Source organism: Kiloniella sp. EL199 (genome assembly GCF_900313065.1).
Lineage (GTDB): Bacteria > Pseudomonadota > Alphaproteobacteria > Kiloniellales > Kiloniellaceae > Kiloniella.
The window spans coordinates 263057-278907 of sequence record NZ_OMPU01000014.1 but is presented as its reverse complement, the minus strand read 5'-3'; the positions used below and the strand labels follow the sequence as shown (position 1 = coordinate 278907).

Below are 15851 nucleotides of genomic sequence, written 5' to 3'. Positions count from 1 at the left end.
GTTTGGAAGTTTAACCCGCACGACGGGGAGAGAATGTTTTGAATCAAGTTACCGTTTCGCTTTACGGTACTTCTTGCTTTTGGATTTCGCTTCGGCAACAGCCATACGATCAGACAGATCGCCACCTGAGGTGTTTGAGAGACCAAGCTCATCATCTTGCAGTTTTTTGATTTCATCCCGAATTCTGGCGGCTTCTTCAAATTCCAGATCAGCGGCAGCTTCATGCATTCGCTTGGTCAGATCGTCTATGTAGGATTTGAGGTTGTGTCCGACACGATGACTGTCACTTGTATCTTTCAGGTCAACAGTGACATGGTCGCTTTCGTATACAGAGCCGAGTATATCCCCTATTTGTTTGCGAACAGATTCAGGGGTAATCCCATGTTCCTCGTTATAAGCCTGTTGTTTTTCCCGGCGGCGATTGGTTTCATCAAGAGCCTTGGTCAGAGAAGGTGTCATCTTGTCGGCGTAAAGAATGACCTTGCCATCAACATTACGTGCGGCACGGCCAATGGTTTGAACCAAAGCCGTGGTCGAACGCAAGAACCCTTCCTTGTCCGCATCAAGAATACAGACCAGGCCACATTCGGGAATATCAAGCCCTTCACGTAAAAGGTTGATGCCAACTAGAACGTCAAACACACCTTTGCGAAGGTCCCGGATAATCTCCATTCTTTCCAAGGTATCAATATCGGAATGGATGTAACGGACTTTCAGATGGGCTTCGTGCAGATATTCTGTCAGGTCTTCTGCCATGCGTTTTGTCAGTGTTGTGACAAGAACACGCATGTTTCGACTGACGACACCCTTACATTCCTTGATAAGGTCATCGACCTGGGTTTCTGTAGGTCTGATTTCACAAACAGGGTCCAGCAAACCGGTCGGGCGGATAACCTGTTCAGCAAAAACACCACCGGTTTCATTGAGTTCCCATGGACCCGGCGTAGCCGACACAAAAATACTTTGCGGGCGCATGGCTTCCCATTCCTGGAATTTAAGTGGGCGGTTATCTATGCAAGAGGGGAGACGGAAACCATATTCAGAAAGATTGGATTTTCTTGCAAAGTCACCATTGTACATGCCGTTAAGCTGCCCGATGGTCACGTGGCTCTCGTCGACAAAGAGCAGTGCATTGTCAGGCAGGTACTCAAATAGAGTGGGCGGTGGTTCACCGGGCGCGCGCCCGGTCAAGTATCTGGAATAGTTTTCAATACCTGCACAGGCTCCTGTTGCCTCGATCATTTCCAGATCGAACATTGTTCGTTGTTCTAGACGCTGGGCTTCAAGGAGCTTGTTTTCCTGATTGAATTTCTCCAGTTGAACCTTTAGATCCGCTTTGATGCCTTTCGCTGCTTGTAAGAGTGTGGGGCGGGGGGTCACATAGTGACTGTTGGCGTATACTCTAACGCCCTCTAAATCTGCGGTTCTCTCACCAGTTAGTGGATCAAATTCCTGAACTGTTTCAATTTCATCGCCAAAAAAAGATATCCGCCATGCACGATCTTCGTAGTGTGCCGGAAAAACCTCTAGCGTGTCACCACGTACTCTGAAAGTGCCGCGGCCAAAAGCGATATCATTACGGGTATACTGAAGCTCTACGAGTGATTTCAGAATATCACGCATGTTGACTTCCTGCTCGACCTTGAGGCTAAGTGTCATCTGGGCGTAGGTTTCAGGGGACCCGATACCATAAATGCATGAGACCGAAGCAACAATGATGACATCATCTCGTTCAAAAAGTGCACGGGTTGCAGCATGGCGCATGCGATCAATCTGTTCATTGATTGAACTGTCTTTTTCTATGTAGGTATCAGTACGAGCGACATAAGCTTCGGGCTGATAATAATCATAATACGAGACGAAGTATTCAACCGCATTGTCCGGGAAAAAACCTTTCATCTCTGTATAGAGCTGAGCTGCGAGCGTTTTGTTATGGGCAAGAACAAGGGCGGGGCGTTGCAATTTCTGGATTGTTTGCGCCATTGTGAAAGTTTTACCAGACCCGGTTACCCCCAGTAGAACCTGACTGCGCTCTCCTTCATTTAATCCATCACAGAGTTCTTTAATTGCTTGGGGTTGATCCCCTGATGGCGAGAACTCTGAATCAAGGCGAAAGGGCTTCGAATCATCTTTGAAAAAACTGTCCGAGATGCGTTCTATTAATGGAGACGTCATTTATATTCTCTGGTTTGGCGTGTTTTCTGGTCTGGAGATTTAGAAAGTTATGTAAGCTCAATTAGGTTGATCTTCAACTACAAGTTTTCGGTACAGGGATTGGTCCATAATACCTTCACTGTTAATAAGAAGAATACGTGAATCAGGTGATAAGCCAAGTACTTCACGTGTATCCTCGTGTGTTGCTGTCATAATCAAAGCGGCGAGGCCTGCGATACTTGATTCGCCTGCTTCCAAAACAGGATCATTAAAGGGGGAACCTGCGACTAACTTCATTGTCGGGCCCGTTATTGTATCTGGTATTGTCATGAAGAAATCGGCTCCATGAGATAGAATTTCCCAAGCGATAGGAGATGCTTCGCCACAATCCAGCCCAGCCATAATCGTGTGAATTTTTCCGGTTTCTTTATCACCACTTGCTTTGATTAAAGAGCCTTCGGCTGCAGATGCATATAAACAGGCCGCAGTTTCTGGTTCCACAATGATGATTTTTGGCCGTCTTTCGCCAAGATGAGCCCAGAAATAACCGGTTAGTGCCGCGGCTAATCCTCCAACACCAGCCTGAAGGAATATATGTGATGGAGGAATTGCCTGTCGAAAACGACGTGTGAAATATTCCTTCAGGGTTTCTTCTGCAATAATGCTATAGCCCTGCATTATCTGTGCAGGAATGTCGCGATAACCATCCCATGACGTATCCGAGATGATCTGGGCACCTTGATTTTCAGCGTCCCTGGAGCAGTATTCAACAGTGTCGTCGTAATCCAGGGACGTTTGGATTACAGTTGCTCCAAATTCTTCAATGGCGGCTATGCGAGATGTGCTACAACTCTCTGGAACAAAGACTGTCGCTTTACATCCAAAGATTTGGGCGCCCCATGCAACTGAACGTCCATGATTACCATCAGTCGCAGTTGTAACTGTTAATTCAGACGTGATGTCACGGTAAGTTTTTTTTCTTAAATCGTCAGCGCCTATTTCTGTCTCCAACTTTTGCTCAACAGTTGATTTCAAAAATCTGTAAACAGCATAGGCGCCGCCGAGTGCTTTGAAAGAGCCGAGGTGAAATCGTTTGCTTTCATCCTTGAAACTGATGTCGACAAGATTAAGTTCTCTGGCAAGACCTGGCAATGAGACAAGCGGGCTGACTTTATACTCAGGCCAACTGGTTATTTCTTCAAGGGCCTTTTGACAGCTTTCTTTGGAGAGTATGTGATCGAGATCCTCTCCATAAGCCATGGATCTGGACGCATCAGGGTTGGGAAGAAGGTTGAATTGAGATCTTTTCCAGATTGAGAAATAGCGGTCCATTTGGTTTAATCTACCGTGTTCAAAGGTACTTGGCTCTGCCTAGTTAAACTTTTTTCCAAAGAGAGGGAAAGAGGGTAAAGACACAAAGTTAGTTGTTAATTAGAATTATTCTAAAAAAATCTTGACTTCGTGAATTTCTGGAGATTAAGTAGGTGCATGAAAATACCCTCTGCGCAGGGCCTTGCGCAATTAGATTTTGACGCAATTAAAATTTGCATTAATACCGGCGCTCACAAGGTGGGCATAATTATGAGGACAAGTAAGCATGCTTACGATTGGTGATAAGTTTCCTGAATACGCTTTGACGGCTGTTGTTTCTAATAACCCAACTGATGGTTTTGTTGAAATCACAGACAAAAGCTATGAAGGAAAATGGAAAGTTGTTTTCTTCTGGCCAAAAGATTTCACATTCATTTGCCCAACTGAAATTGCTGCCTTTGGTGCAATGAACGAAGAGTTCGAAGATCGTGATGCGCAGATTCTTGGTGTTTCTACCGATAGCGATTTTGTACACATGGCATGGCGTAAAGACCACGAAGATCTGAATGACCTTCCTTTCCCAATGGTTTCCGACATCAAGCGCGAGCTTTGTGAAGATCTTGGTATTCTGGACGCAGAAGCTGGTGTTGCTCTTCGTGCAACTTTCATCGTTGATCCTGACGGAATCATTCAGCACGTTGGTGTAAATGGTTTGAATGTTGGTCGTAACCCACAAGAGACTCTTCGTATCCTTGATGCGCTACAGACTGATGAGCTGTGCCCATGTAACTGGAACAAAGGCGACGACGTTCTTAAAGTTGCTTAAGAACCAAGAGCTTTAGAAAAGGGCGGGTCCGGGCAACCGAACCCGCCTTTTTCAGTTAAACCTCAACTTAGTATCAAAATTATGACATCACGCGATAAAGGGAGATATAGATCGTGTCTATTAGTGATCTGAAGTCAGCAGTTCCTGATTATGCCAAAGACCTCAAATTGAACATCACCAATGTTCTGACGTCGACATCCCTGAATGAGCAGCAAATTTGGGGAGCTGCGCTATCTTCTGCTCTGGCTAGTCGAAATGCTTTTGTCATCAAGGCAATTAACGCTGAAGCAAAAGAAAAATTGTCTGCTGAAGCTTATTCAGCAGCAAAATCAGCGGCATCCATTATGGGGATGAATAATATCTATTACCGCTTTGCACATTTAAGCGGGAATGAGGATTATTTGAAGCTTCCAGCCAGATTACGCATGAATATCATCGGTCGCCCTGGCGTTGATAAAGTTGATTTTGAACTTTGGTCCTTGGCAGTTTCAGCCATCAATGGCTGTGGCATGTGCATTGAATCCCATGAAAAGCAGGTTGCTGCGGGCGGTATTTCCAAAGAAGGTATTCAGGACGCTATACGTATTGCGTCTGTAATGCATGCTCTTGCTGCTACGTTTGATGGTGAAGATGCTTTGGCCGAATAGGAAAGTAACTTTCTAAGATTTAAAAGCAGTGTGCAAGGAAAGAGGCTATTGAGACTCTTTTTTTATTTCGTCTCGTTCTTGGTGGGTCATCCGGTCAGCAAGAAAGCTTTCTGGGGACAGGATCGCAGCTAAAGAAACAGAAACTGTCGAAACAAATACCAACAGAACCAAAAGAGCTGTCAGACTCACAAGACCAGTTTTCCGATCATTTTGCTTGTATGAATCGCGGACATATCCTGTTCGGTGCATCCCGCATCTCCTCGCGTTTGTATAATACGCCCTATTCCTGTCAGGAAGTGGGTCTTTAAGTTTGTAGTTTGTACATTGAAGCTCTGCTGATTACCTCTTTTAGAGATAAAGTGTGACAGCTATTTAGAAGAAATGCGGCAATTTGGTGTTTATGCTTTAGGGCAACAGCATCTTAAGGATGTCGGTTGAAGGGTGTTATTTTTGTGGTGTGCGAATTGACAGGAAAATCGTAAAAATGCCTTATTCTGAGATTCACTGTTGCGATGTCTGTGTCGGTTATATTACGGTGCCGCTGTGCAACACCCCGTCTTGAAACTCGTAAGTCCGATCAGACCTAATCTTGTCTAGATTCGGCGAAACAACAGGAGCATAAGGTCATGCCGCAACTTGCGGATCGCCTCTCGCGAATCAAACCCTCTCCGACTATTGCTGTAACTACAAAAGCCCGTGAACTGAAAGCTGCCGGGCGTGACGTCATTGGCCTTGGCGCTGGTGAACCGGATTTTGATACGCCGGATAACATCAAAGCAGCCGCTATTACCGCCATTAATGGTGGGGACACACGCTACACAGCCGTTGATGGGACGCCGGAACTTAAAGCGGCAATCTGTGAAAAATTTAAACGAGACAATGGTCTCGGCTATAAGTCAGAACAGATTACGGTTGGTACTGGTGGTAAGCAGATCCTCTATAATGCTTTTATGGCGACGCTGAATCCGGGTGATGAAGTTATCATTCCGGCACCTTTCTGGGTGTCATATCCTGATATGGTTTTGTTGGCTGACGGCGAACCAGTTGCTGTGCCTTGTATGCAAAGCAATGGTTTTAAGCTACAGGCCGAAGATCTGGAAGAAGCAATCACTGATAAAACAAAATGGGTGTTGCTGAATAGCCCCTCAAACCCGACGGGTGCAGCCTATTCTTATGACGAGATGAAGGCACTGACAGATGTGCTTAAACGTTATGAACACGTGATGATCTTGACGGATGATATGTATGAAAAGCTCGTCTACGATGACTTTGAATTCGTAACACCCGCACAGGTTGAACCGTCCCTTTATGATCGTACGCTGACCATGAATGGTGTTTCCAAAGCCTATTGCATGACTGGTTGGCGTATCGGTTTTGCCGGTGGTCCTGTGCCACTGATCAAAGCGATGGCGAAAATTCAGTCTCAGAGTACATCAAACCCTTGTTCTGTCAGTCAGGCAGCTGCTGTTGAAGCTCTTCGTGGGGATCAAAGTTTCATTCCCAAGCATAACGAAGTTTTCAAAGCGCGCCGTGATATGGTTGTTGATTTACTCAATGATTGTCCGGGCATTAATTGTTCAAAGCCTGAAGGTGCTTTCTATGTCTATCCGTCTTGTGAGGGTACTATTGGCAAGACAACCCCGGATGGAAAACAGATTTCATCTGATGGTGATTTTGTGACCTACCTGCTCGAAAGTTTTGATGTTGCTGCGGTGCAGGGAGAGGCTTTTGGTCTTTCACCTTACTTCCGTATTTCCTATGCGACATCTACAGAAGCATTGAAAGAAGCTTGTGAGCGTATCAAACGGGCTTGTGAAGCTCTGAGCTAAAGATGAGTTAAGGATACGATCAGTTTCTCGCGAAATATTTGAACGAGAGGATTTGGTTTAAAACTATGAAAGGGTGCATCATTCGATGTACCCTTTTTCATTTTGTTGATAGCTTGAAGTATCTGTTACACGGGGTGTTAACGCAGCAGTGATTTGTTTGTGAGAAAGACAAAGAGTATCTCTGTAACTGTAACATGACAGAGGATTTATAATGTTATTGAAATTTTGCAAACCTTGGGAGCTGAAAGAAAGTCAGTTAACCGAGGAAAGTGTATATTTGAATAGGCGCAATTTTATGAAGCAAGCTGCTTTGGGATCAGCAGTTTTATCCGCCGGCCTTGTGACGGGGTGTGATGAACCCTCGGCAGAGGCAACAGCACCGTCCGAAAAGACAACAACGCAGTCCAGTCTGGATCCAAGCGCCAAATATTATCCTGCGAAACGAAACGATCACTATAAGCTTGATCGGGATCTGAGTCTTGAAGAGCTTGCGACAACCTATAACAATTTTTATGAATTTGGTTCTTCGAAAAACATTCATAAAAAAGCTCAGGCTTTGCACTTGCGCCCATGGTCGATTGCCATAGATGGCATGGTAGAGAAGGAGATGCTGCTGGATGTAGATGATCTTTTTGCAAGGATTGATTTTGAAGAACGTTTCTACCGTCATCGTTGTGTTGAAGCATGGTCGATGGCTGTTCCGTGGACCGGGTTTCCTTTACGGAAACTGGTCGAACTTGCTCGTCCGTTGTCCAGTGCAAAGTATATCCGTATGGAGACCTTTAATCTGCCTGATATTGCCAGCGGTCAGAAAGCGCATTGGTATCCCTGGCCCTATATCGAGGGATTGACGATTGAAGAGGCATCTCACGATCTTGCGTTTATTGCCACAGGGATTTATGGCAAGCCAATGCCAAAACAGAACGGAGCACCGCTTCGATTAGTAACACCGTGGAAATACGGTTTTAAATCTACGAAGTCGATTATAAAATTTACCTTCACAGATGAAAGACCGATTTCATTCTGGGAAGAAATTCAAGAATCGGAATATGGGTTCTGGGCGAATGTTAACCCGGACGTTGCCCATGCGCGTTGGAGCCAGGCTACTGAGCAACCACTCGGCAAAAGCGAGCGGGTGCCGACACTGTTGTTTAACGGATATGCTGATGAAGTCGCTGATCTATATAAAGATATTAAAGGCGAACGTCTTTATACTTAAATTGAGAGAAGATCAGCTTTTGCAATGAATTAAGACTGAGTAAGCTTTGATTTTGTTATTCAGGTCTTCAGGTAAATATTTGGTGTTTTTTGTTTCGTGTGAATTATAGGGTACATCGACTCTGTCAAGAAGCCGCGTTAAGCGGCTTTCTTTGACGGCGAAGTTAACATTCTGAGGGATGTCACCTGTCATACCCGCGACTGCAACGGCATTGAGCTTTGAGGCAATAACTCCGACTAACTCACCGTATTTGTTTACTAATGCTCCACCACTATTTCCGTGTTGCACAGGAACTGAAACCTGTAGGAAGTTTTTATTGCTTCCCATACCTCTTAAAGCATTAATTCTTCCATCAGTATAAATACCATCTGTTGATAAAAGCCCAGGAAGAGGGAAGCCATATGTTGCTACATATTCTCCTTGCAGGGGAGGCGCTGAAACTGAAGCAAATTTATTAGATTTAATCTTGGTTTTTATTACTGCAAGATCGTCTTCTTCGGAAAATATTATGACTTCAGCACTTGATGTTGCGCCAAGGCTGTTTTTTATATTGATTTGTTTACACCCATCTATGACGTGATGATTTGTTGCTACATAACCTTTGTTGTTAACGAAGAAGCCTGTGCCAGTTGACTCAGATGATTCATTCTCTTTTTCTGATCCTGATGCAGAAGGAGAAGTTTCTTTTTGAGCAAAGTTTGTTGCGAGCTCTTGTATCGTCAAAATACGCCCTACCTGTCCGGTAGGAAAAATGTTATTTAAGGCTGCTGCTGTTGCACCGATAAAGTCATCTTCCTCAAAGTCCCCCATATGTTCCCCAAAGCCGTTATAAACTGGTTTTCCTGTTTCATAATCGACTGCTGAACAGCTTACTTTTTGTGAGATGCCTATCACGGCTCTTTCCGCTGTACCGGCTGCATTACATTGAAAAACGAGTGCATCATGAATGATAAAGTTTTCTAGAACAGCTTTGTACAGGTTGGCTGGTATAACCGTATAACCTCTCTCAAGGAGGAAACCACGCATCTCTTGTTTAGCTAGAGGATGAGACAGTGGTGATAAAATTGCATAGTTGTACTGCTTATCATTCTGCGCAGAATAGTCGCCTTTTGATTGATATGTGGCTGATATTCCGCATCCTGAAATTAGCAGTGATAACGCTAAACAAATTAAGCTTTTGATTTGCATGATTGAATTCCAGGAAATGACCGCAAAATGTGAGGAGCTATATACTCCCCTAGGTTCTGTTTAAGGTCAAATACAAAGAGAGTTAATAGTTGTATTTTTCTATTTTAGAGGGAGTTTTAGGTTCATGAGAATGTTGCTAAAAATGATATGAAAAGTATTGTCAGTTCGAGTTATAACTGGATGAACATTCGATACTAATCTTAACCGAAATAATTTTCTTGCCAGCAGGTTGTGGTGTTGACAGGACGCGTAACGTTTTAGCTTAAAAGATGCTTGGAAAGATCTAAAAGAGAAAGTGTCGATGAGGATCGATCTGCTTTTTTGGTCTCGTATATTCATGGTTTTTAGGTCAATAATTCTTAAGGTTATTTCAATTTTATTTTAATAAACTTAAATAATTTAAATTTGACTGAATATTTGTGTGAAAGTTAAAGTAATATTTGTGTAACGTTATGAGGAAAAATGAAGTACTCTGGTGACAGCTATCTGTTTGAACTCTGTGAAATCATACTTGGGCTTCTTGCAAAGACATAGATAGATAATAAAAATACTCCGGTGTACTCGACTGCACCCGTTTTTGCCAAAAATCGTTTTGAGTAATCAGAGTTAATAAAGCTGCTACACAAAAAACGATAATAAAGATCTAAACGGGGAAACATAATGTCAATCAAACCACCATTCACTGATCTTGAGATCAAGAAGGCCGAGGGAGGCTTTTATGAGGGATACAGTGTCCCCATTGCCCTAATCAGTAAGATCAGTATGACCCTACTTGTTATATGGGCGCTGGTCTGGCCGGGCAATGCCAATAGCGTCCTGTCTGCTTTGAATTCTAACGTCCTGAATAGTTTTAACACCTTTTATATTATCGCCGTTGGCGGTTTTGCATTCTTCCTGTTTATCATTGCCTTGATACCGGCCTCAGGCAGGAAAAGGCTGGGTGCTGAAGGGGTTAAGCCTGAATTTTCCAACTTTTCATGGTTCTCAATGATGTTTGGTGCTGGCCTTGGAGTTGGTTTGATGGTCTTCGCGACCGCAGAACCTCTCGGTCTATGGGGATCAAACCCGGTTATCATTGATGGAGATGTGGTTCCAAATACTGAAGAGGCGGTCCAATCTGGCTATCGCTATACCTTCCTGCACTATGGTTTTCATGCCTGGGCTATTTATGTGACCACAGGACTGTCATTGGCTTACTACGCATACACTCGCGATATGCCTTTGACGATTCGTTCAGCTCTGACCCCTCTTTTTGGTAAAATGATCAATGGAACATTTGGTCACATCGTTGATGTTCTTGGCGTTGTTGCGACCATTCTTGGTGTATCAGTGACCATTGGCTTTGGTGTCAGCCAATTTGTAGATGGTGTTTATGCTGTCACAGATATGAGCTGGCTTATGAACGGCGATGCCGAAGCGCCAAAACCAAGTGTCGTTGGTTTGCTTGCGGCGTTGTTCATCATTATGGGGTTATCAATCCTGTCTGCCGTTTCTGGTGTTGGTCGCGGGATCAAGTATCTCTCTAACCTCAACCTGGTACTATCAATCATCCTGCTTCTGACATTTGTTTTCTTTGGCTCTTTTGCTTTTGCAATGACAACCTTTGGTACGAGTTTGGTTGATTATATCCTTCACTTCGCTCAAATGTCATTTGGTGCTTATGGCCCGCTGTCTGCTGAAGAGTTTGCGATGGCGCTTCCTGACGTTGCCAAAGGTCTGCCAGCCGAAGACATTGCGTCTATCTTTAGCGGTGCGACCAACGCATGGGGATCTTTGGACGGTTTCAAAGAGACTTTGCCTGCCTCTGTGACTGCACTTGAGAATTCAGACGAAGTCGCGGTAGCACTTTATGCTGCTGGTACAGAAGGACGTCAGTTTGGGTGGCAAGCCGGCTGGACAACCTTCTACTGGGCGTGGTGGATTGCTTTCTCTCCATTTGTTGGTCTTTTCCTTGCGCGTATTTCCAAAGGTCGTACTGTTCGTGAATTCATCCTTGGATGTGTTATCGCACCGGCGATTGTTTGTTTCCTGTGGATGACCATCCTTGGCGGAACAGCAATTGATCTTGAGCTAACGGGCGTTGCTGATGGCGCGATTATCGGCGCGACCAATACTGCAAAGCTATTTGTGACCCTTGGTCAGATGCTTTCCGGCGGTGTTCTGTCCGGTTTAACGATCATGTGTGTTGTTCTGATCATGACCTTCCTGGTGACATCGGCTGACTCTGGTATTCTTGTGATGAATACAATTATGTCCGGTGGTGAGCAGGAAACAGGTATCAAGCACCGCATTATCTGGGGCGTGATTCTAACCAGTGTAATCGGTGCTTTGATTATTGCTGGTAATAGTGGTGCAGAAGCAAATCCTTTTGGCGCGCTTCAGAATGCGATGATCATTGGGGCGCTTCCCTTCACAATGGTGATGGTTCTGATGGTGATCTCTCTTGCCAAGGCTCTCTATAGAGATAACCACAGAGAGAAGATTGCAGAGACGACACAAGCAGCTGAATAATCTTTCGGCATGAAAATTAAGAAGCCACGCAGAAATGCGTGGCTTTTTTTATTGAGCGGCGAAATAGGCGGCAGGGGGTTTTCCCAAGGTACGTTTGAACATGGCGATAAAGGCACTGGGGCTGTCATATCCCAAATCAATAGCGACAGATGTCACCGGTTCGCCATGAGCCAGACGTTCCATGGATGCCATCAGGCGGCACTGGCTACGCCATTGGCGAAAGGTCATGCCCAGTTCTTTGGAAAACAATCTTGCAAGCGTACGGCTACTTGCGCCCGCATCGTTGGCGAGATCTCCTAATCCTCTCGGATCAGAAGGAGTGTGGATTAAACACTCGGTAACACGACGTAACCTGAGATCCTGAGGAAGGGGTAAGTGAAGGGGAACGGTTCTGGCTGTCCGGATCTGATCCATAAGAACCTGCATCATCCGCCCATCAGGCCCTTGCTCATCATATTCTATGGGTAGATTGGCAGCGTGCAGTAACATTTCCCTCAACAGCTTTGAGACGGAAATAACGCAACAGCTATCTGGCATACCCTGAGAGAATTCTTTGTCCAGATGCAGCGCCCGCCATTTTGAACCGTGGGGGGAATAGACTTCGTGATCAGTTTCATGGGGGATCCACACGGCCCGTTGCGGGGGCACGACCCAGCTACCCTGATCTGTGTAAATAGCGAGAACCCCTTCGGCTGCGTAGGCGAGTTGGCACCATGCATGACTGTGGGGCAAGACCCGCCTGCCGGGGCGCATATTCGCAGCGCGTACCATTACCGGGCGCACCAGTTCTTCTGGCACATCATTGGGTTTCGATACCAAGGGCTGATTGGGTAGCGGTTCAATTCTCATGAGGTTTTTCCCGCAAATGTCCGTTTGTCGATATCATATGGCACGATAACGCAAGACAGCCTTCGTCGCTATGTCTTATTGTAACGATAATTAAAAAAAGTCTTGATGGAAAATAACATATGAAATCCCTCGGTCATTATTTGAAACCGGAAGTCTGGCGTACGCCTGAAGGTTGCCTGATCATTCTTTCCGCGGCCATGCCGTTGGCCTTTGCAACCTGGATGAGCCTGCTGAATAATTTTGTTGTGGAAAAGGCCGACTTTGGTCTCGCTGAAATCGGCATCTTGCAGTCTGTGCGTGAAATTCCCGGCCTCTTGGTGGTGAGCGCTCTTTTGTTCCTTCTTTTTATCAAGGAACGCACTTTTGGCCTTATGGCTTTAATTCTGTTGGGCGTGGGTGTTGCCGTTACGGGCTTTTACCCCAGTGCCTTTGGCCTCTATGTGACCACCGTTATCATGTCTGTGGGGTTTCACTATTACGAAACCGTCCAGATGTCGCTAACCCTGCAGTGGGTTGATAAGGAACGCGCGCCCTTGTCTATGGGGCGACAGCTTTCTGCCCGTTCCATCGCGTCAATCATTGCCTACGGCATGATCTGGGTGATCTTCACCTTTTTTGGCCTTGATTATAAATGGGTCTATCTGGCGGGTGGTACCATGACCATCTTGCTCGTCCTGTTTGTTGTATTTGCTTTTCCTTCCTATCAGCCAAAGGAAGTGCAGCACAAGAAGATGATCTTGCGCAAACGCTATTGGCTCTTTTATGCGCTGACCTTTATGGGCGGAGCGCGTCGTCAGATCTTTGTCGCTTTTGCCAGCTTTATGATGGTCGTGAAGTTCGATTTTTCTGTGGCCGAAATCACCATGCTCTACTTGGTGAATCAGGCGATTAATTTCTGGCTTGCGCCTAAAATCGGTAAATTCATCTCACGCTGGGGCGAGCGCCGCGCATTGGTCTGTGAATACATCGGGCTTATTCTGGTATTTTCTGGCTATGCCCTGGTCGCAGAAGCCTGGATCGGTGCTGTCCTCTATATATTGGATCACCTGTTCTTTTCCTTTGCCATTGCACAGAAAAGCTACCTGCAAAAAATCGCTGATCCCAAAGATATTGCCTCTACCTCTGGCGTCAGCTTTTCCATCAACCATATCCCGGCTGTCTTTATACCGGTCCTCTTCGGACATGCCTTCCCCGACGAAGCCATGTGGATGGTCTTCGCTGCTGGTGCAGGCATGGCTGTGATATCCTTGATTTTGGCTTTCAATGTACCGAGAGATCCAAGGCCGGGTAATGAGGTTGTTATAGGTGGGACGCAATCTTTGCCGCAGGCTGCGGAGTAGGGGGCAAGCTGTATCTTATTGGAGTGCTGATACTCTTCGTCAGCACTCTTATTTTATTATGGTTTAGATTTGTGCATATTTCAATTAAGCCTTTCACAAGCTTTTGAAAGCCCTAAGTTACAGGCTTTCTGGAAATATATTGTTGTGTTTTCGATATTTTGTACGACGCCTTCTCCGTCATGATACAAATCTGCTAGGACATAACATGATGGCGCGTCATCGGCATTACAGGCTTGTTTGAATTTGATCGCGGCTTTTTGAGAATTCTGCTGAATGCCTTCTCCATGCAAATACGCGATTCCAAGGGAGTAACACCCTATTATGTAATTATTTTCACATGCATGTGTGAATAGGGCTGCTGCTTTTTCAAGATTTCGTTCGATCTTATAACCATTTCTATACATCTCTCCTAGATTAATACATCCTTTAGAGTATCCGCCATTGCATGCGTAATTATATGGAATAACTGCTTTTTGAAAATTTTGTTCGACCCCAATTCCGCCCTCGTAAGATAACCCGAGATAATAACATCCTTTTGGGTTTCCAGCATCGCAAGCGGCTTTAACTTCATTAAATTCATCAGCAGAACAGATAGACGCTGTAACAAGCAAAAAAGATAGAGCCATAAATATTTTCATAGTGTTTCCTGTTTGGACGTTTGCTTCATTACTCATAAGCTGTGTAGCATGCTGGCTTGGCCATTCATAGTTATCGTAACGATTAGAAAGATGACTAAATGTGGTGAGAACATTGTGAAAAGGAGTAAAATAAATACATTAGAGTAATATCAGGAATCGATTGAGCAAAAAAAACCCCCAAGAACAATGTCTTGGGGGCAAGTTGAACAGGGAGGCTTCACGTCTGGGAGACGTGGGGTCCGAAGACCCCCAGGCCGGAGCCTGGAAACAGACCAGCCGGAGCAAGCTCAACAGCCAGTCAAAGTAGATATTGCAACGCAACATCTGATGACAATGAATGTAGCATTTTTTTTGCGGATGTCGATTTACATTATTACAGTGCCGATATGCATTATGTGCATACCTATTAAGATTTTGTAATAAAAGCGTAATTTTAGGCGTTTTGCCTTAGAATTTTGATTCTGCGACCTTGCGTAATAGGAAATCGCGGAAAATGGCAATTCGTTTTGATGATCTCATTTCCTCGGCATAGGCAAAGTAGGCGTCGAATTGAGGTCCTTCAACCTCTGGTAATACCTGTACGAGATCGCTTGATTCCTGTGTCATAAAGTCAGGAAGCGCCCCCAGACCTGCACCAGAGCGCACAGCCTTCATAATGGCATAGATGTTATTAATCGCCATGGATGCACGTCTCAGTCCACGACCTTCGGTTCCCACATGTAAGAGCCAGTTGATATCTGGTAGCGGCGGTTTTGTATCGTCGCCATAAACAACGAGCCTGTGATCAGAGATTTCCTCGACAGTGCGCAGCATGCCATATTTCTTAATATAGCTGGCGGATGCATAGATATGCATCTGGGCTGTGAGCAGGTGCCGCTGGATCAAGTCGGCCTGTCTTGGCGGATGCAGACGCACGGCGACATCAGCTTCGCGCATGGAAAGATCCAACTCTTTGTCTGATAGAATAAGCTGTACTTCGACATCCGGGTAGAGATCAATAAACTCGTGCAGGCGCGGTGAGAGCCATGTTGAGCCAAAAGCAACGGTTGTTGTGATCTTAAGTGGGCCTTTGGGGCGGTCTTTACTCTCGGTTAGCTGTGCCTCTGTCATGGCAAGTTTGCCAAAGACATCATGAGCCGTTCTGTAAAGGAGTTCCCCCTGTTCCGTCAGGATCAGCCCGCGCGCATGGCGATGGAAAAGAGATACCTTGAGGCTGTCTTCCAGAGCAGAGATTTGTCGACTGACGGCTGATTGGCTGAGGTTCAGTTGCTCCCCGGCGTGGGTAAAGCTTCCGGCTTCGGCAACGGCGTGAAAAATACGCAGCTTATCCCAGTCCATA

14 protein-coding genes are annotated in these 15851 nt (G+C 45.3%); 7 read left to right on the top strand and 7 right to left on the bottom strand.

What is annotated here, in order from left to right; genetic code table 11:
• Positions 1 to 48 precede the first annotated feature (48 nt).
• Entirely contained in the window at positions 49 to 2175 is a 2127-nt protein-coding gene (gene uvrB / locus D9A03_RS19145; protein WP_120498817.1) for an excinuclease ABC subunit UvrB, read from the bottom strand.
• Positions 2176 to 2232: 57 nt separating this feature from the next.
• The gene (locus tag D9A03_RS19140) at positions 2233 to 3486 is read right to left on the bottom strand and encodes a diaminopropionate ammonia-lyase (RefSeq protein WP_120498816.1); all 1254 of its coding nucleotides are present in this window, start codon (positions 3484 to 3486) and stop codon (positions 2233 to 2235) included.
• 265 nt (positions 3487 to 3751) lie between these two features.
• Between D9A03_RS19140 and D9A03_RS19135 the strand changes: the two genes are divergently transcribed.
• Together D9A03_RS19135 and D9A03_RS19130 are read left to right on the top strand one after the other, a co-directional pair.
• A complete protein-coding gene (locus tag D9A03_RS19135) occupies positions 3752 to 4291 on the top strand; it encodes a peroxiredoxin (protein WP_120498815.1) in 540 nt (179 codons plus the stop codon).
• Positions 4292 to 4404: 113 nt separating this feature from the next.
• The gene (locus D9A03_RS19130; RefSeq protein WP_120498814.1) at positions 4405 to 4938 is read left to right on the top strand and encodes a carboxymuconolactone decarboxylase family protein; all 534 of its coding nucleotides are present in this window, start codon (positions 4405 to 4407) and stop codon (positions 4936 to 4938) included.
• 45 nt (positions 4939 to 4983) lie between these two features.
• On the opposite strand, the gene D9A03_RS19125 is transcribed toward D9A03_RS19130, so the two are convergent.
• A complete protein-coding gene (locus D9A03_RS19125; protein WP_120498813.1) occupies positions 4984 to 5187 on the bottom strand; it encodes a hypothetical protein in 204 nt (67 codons plus the stop codon).
• Between the two features lie 377 nt (positions 5188 to 5564).
• Between D9A03_RS19125 and D9A03_RS19120 the strand changes: the two genes are divergently transcribed.
• Both D9A03_RS19120 and msrP read left to right on the top strand, forming a co-directional pair.
• On the top strand, positions 5565 to 6767 hold the full coding sequence (locus D9A03_RS19120; RefSeq protein WP_120498812.1) for a pyridoxal phosphate-dependent aminotransferase: 1203 nt from the start codon (positions 5565 to 5567) through the stop codon (positions 6765 to 6767).
• Positions 6768 to 6978: 211 nt separating this feature from the next.
• Positions 6979 to 7986 carry a protein-methionine-sulfoxide reductase catalytic subunit MsrP gene (msrP, locus tag D9A03_RS19115; RefSeq protein ID WP_120498811.1) on the top strand — a complete coding sequence of 336 codons (1008 nt, stop codon included), beginning with the start codon at positions 6979 to 6981 and terminating at the stop codon, positions 7984 to 7986.
• A 12-nt stretch (positions 7987 to 7998) separates the two neighbouring features.
• Here the strand turns inward: msrP and D9A03_RS19110 are convergent, their stop codons facing one another.
• Positions 7999 to 9174, bottom strand: a complete 1176-nt coding sequence (locus tag D9A03_RS19110) for a serine protease (protein WP_120498810.1) — start codon at positions 9172 to 9174, stop codon at positions 7999 to 8001.
• 660 nt (positions 9175 to 9834) lie between these two features.
• On the opposite strand from D9A03_RS19110, the gene D9A03_RS19105 reads away from it, so the two are divergent.
• The gene (locus tag D9A03_RS19105; RefSeq protein ID WP_120498809.1) at positions 9835 to 11685 is read left to right on the top strand and encodes a BCCT family transporter; all 1851 of its coding nucleotides are present in this window, start codon (positions 9835 to 9837) and stop codon (positions 11683 to 11685) included.
• A 48-nt stretch (positions 11686 to 11733) separates the two neighbouring features.
• Here D9A03_RS19105 and D9A03_RS19100 read toward each other — a convergent pair whose 3' ends face one another.
• Positions 11734 to 12534: a helix-turn-helix domain-containing protein gene (locus tag D9A03_RS19100; protein WP_216825544.1), complete on the bottom strand. Its 801-nt coding sequence runs from the start codon at positions 12532 to 12534 to the stop codon at positions 11734 to 11736.
• A 119-nt stretch (positions 12535 to 12653) separates the two neighbouring features.
• On the opposite strand from D9A03_RS19100, the gene D9A03_RS19095 reads away from it, so the two are divergent.
• Positions 12654 to 13874 (top strand): MFS transporter, encoded by a 1221-nt coding sequence (locus D9A03_RS19095; RefSeq protein WP_120498808.1) that lies wholly within the window; start codon positions 12654 to 12656, stop codon positions 13872 to 13874.
• 80 nt (positions 13875 to 13954) lie between these two features.
• Here the strand turns inward: D9A03_RS19095 and D9A03_RS19090 are convergent, their stop codons facing one another.
• Positions 13955 to 14548 carry a tetratricopeptide repeat protein gene (locus tag D9A03_RS19090; RefSeq protein WP_120498807.1) on the bottom strand — a complete coding sequence of 198 codons (594 nt, stop codon included), beginning with the start codon at positions 14546 to 14548 and terminating at the stop codon, positions 13955 to 13957.
• Positions 14549 to 14672: 124 nt separating this feature from the next.
• Here D9A03_RS19090 and D9A03_RS19930 point away from each other — a divergent pair, with 124 nt between their 5' ends.
• Positions 14673 to 14819, top strand: coding sequence for a hypothetical protein (locus D9A03_RS19930; protein ID WP_216825543.1), 147 nt, complete (start codon positions 14673 to 14675; stop codon positions 14817 to 14819).
• A 140-nt stretch (positions 14820 to 14959) separates the two neighbouring features.
• Here the strand turns inward: D9A03_RS19930 and D9A03_RS19080 are convergent, their stop codons facing one another.
• Positions 14960 to 15850 (bottom strand): LysR family transcriptional regulator, encoded by an 891-nt coding sequence (locus D9A03_RS19080; RefSeq protein ID WP_120498859.1) that lies wholly within the window; start codon positions 15848 to 15850, stop codon positions 14960 to 14962.
• Between the last annotated feature and the right edge of the window lies 1 nt (position 15851).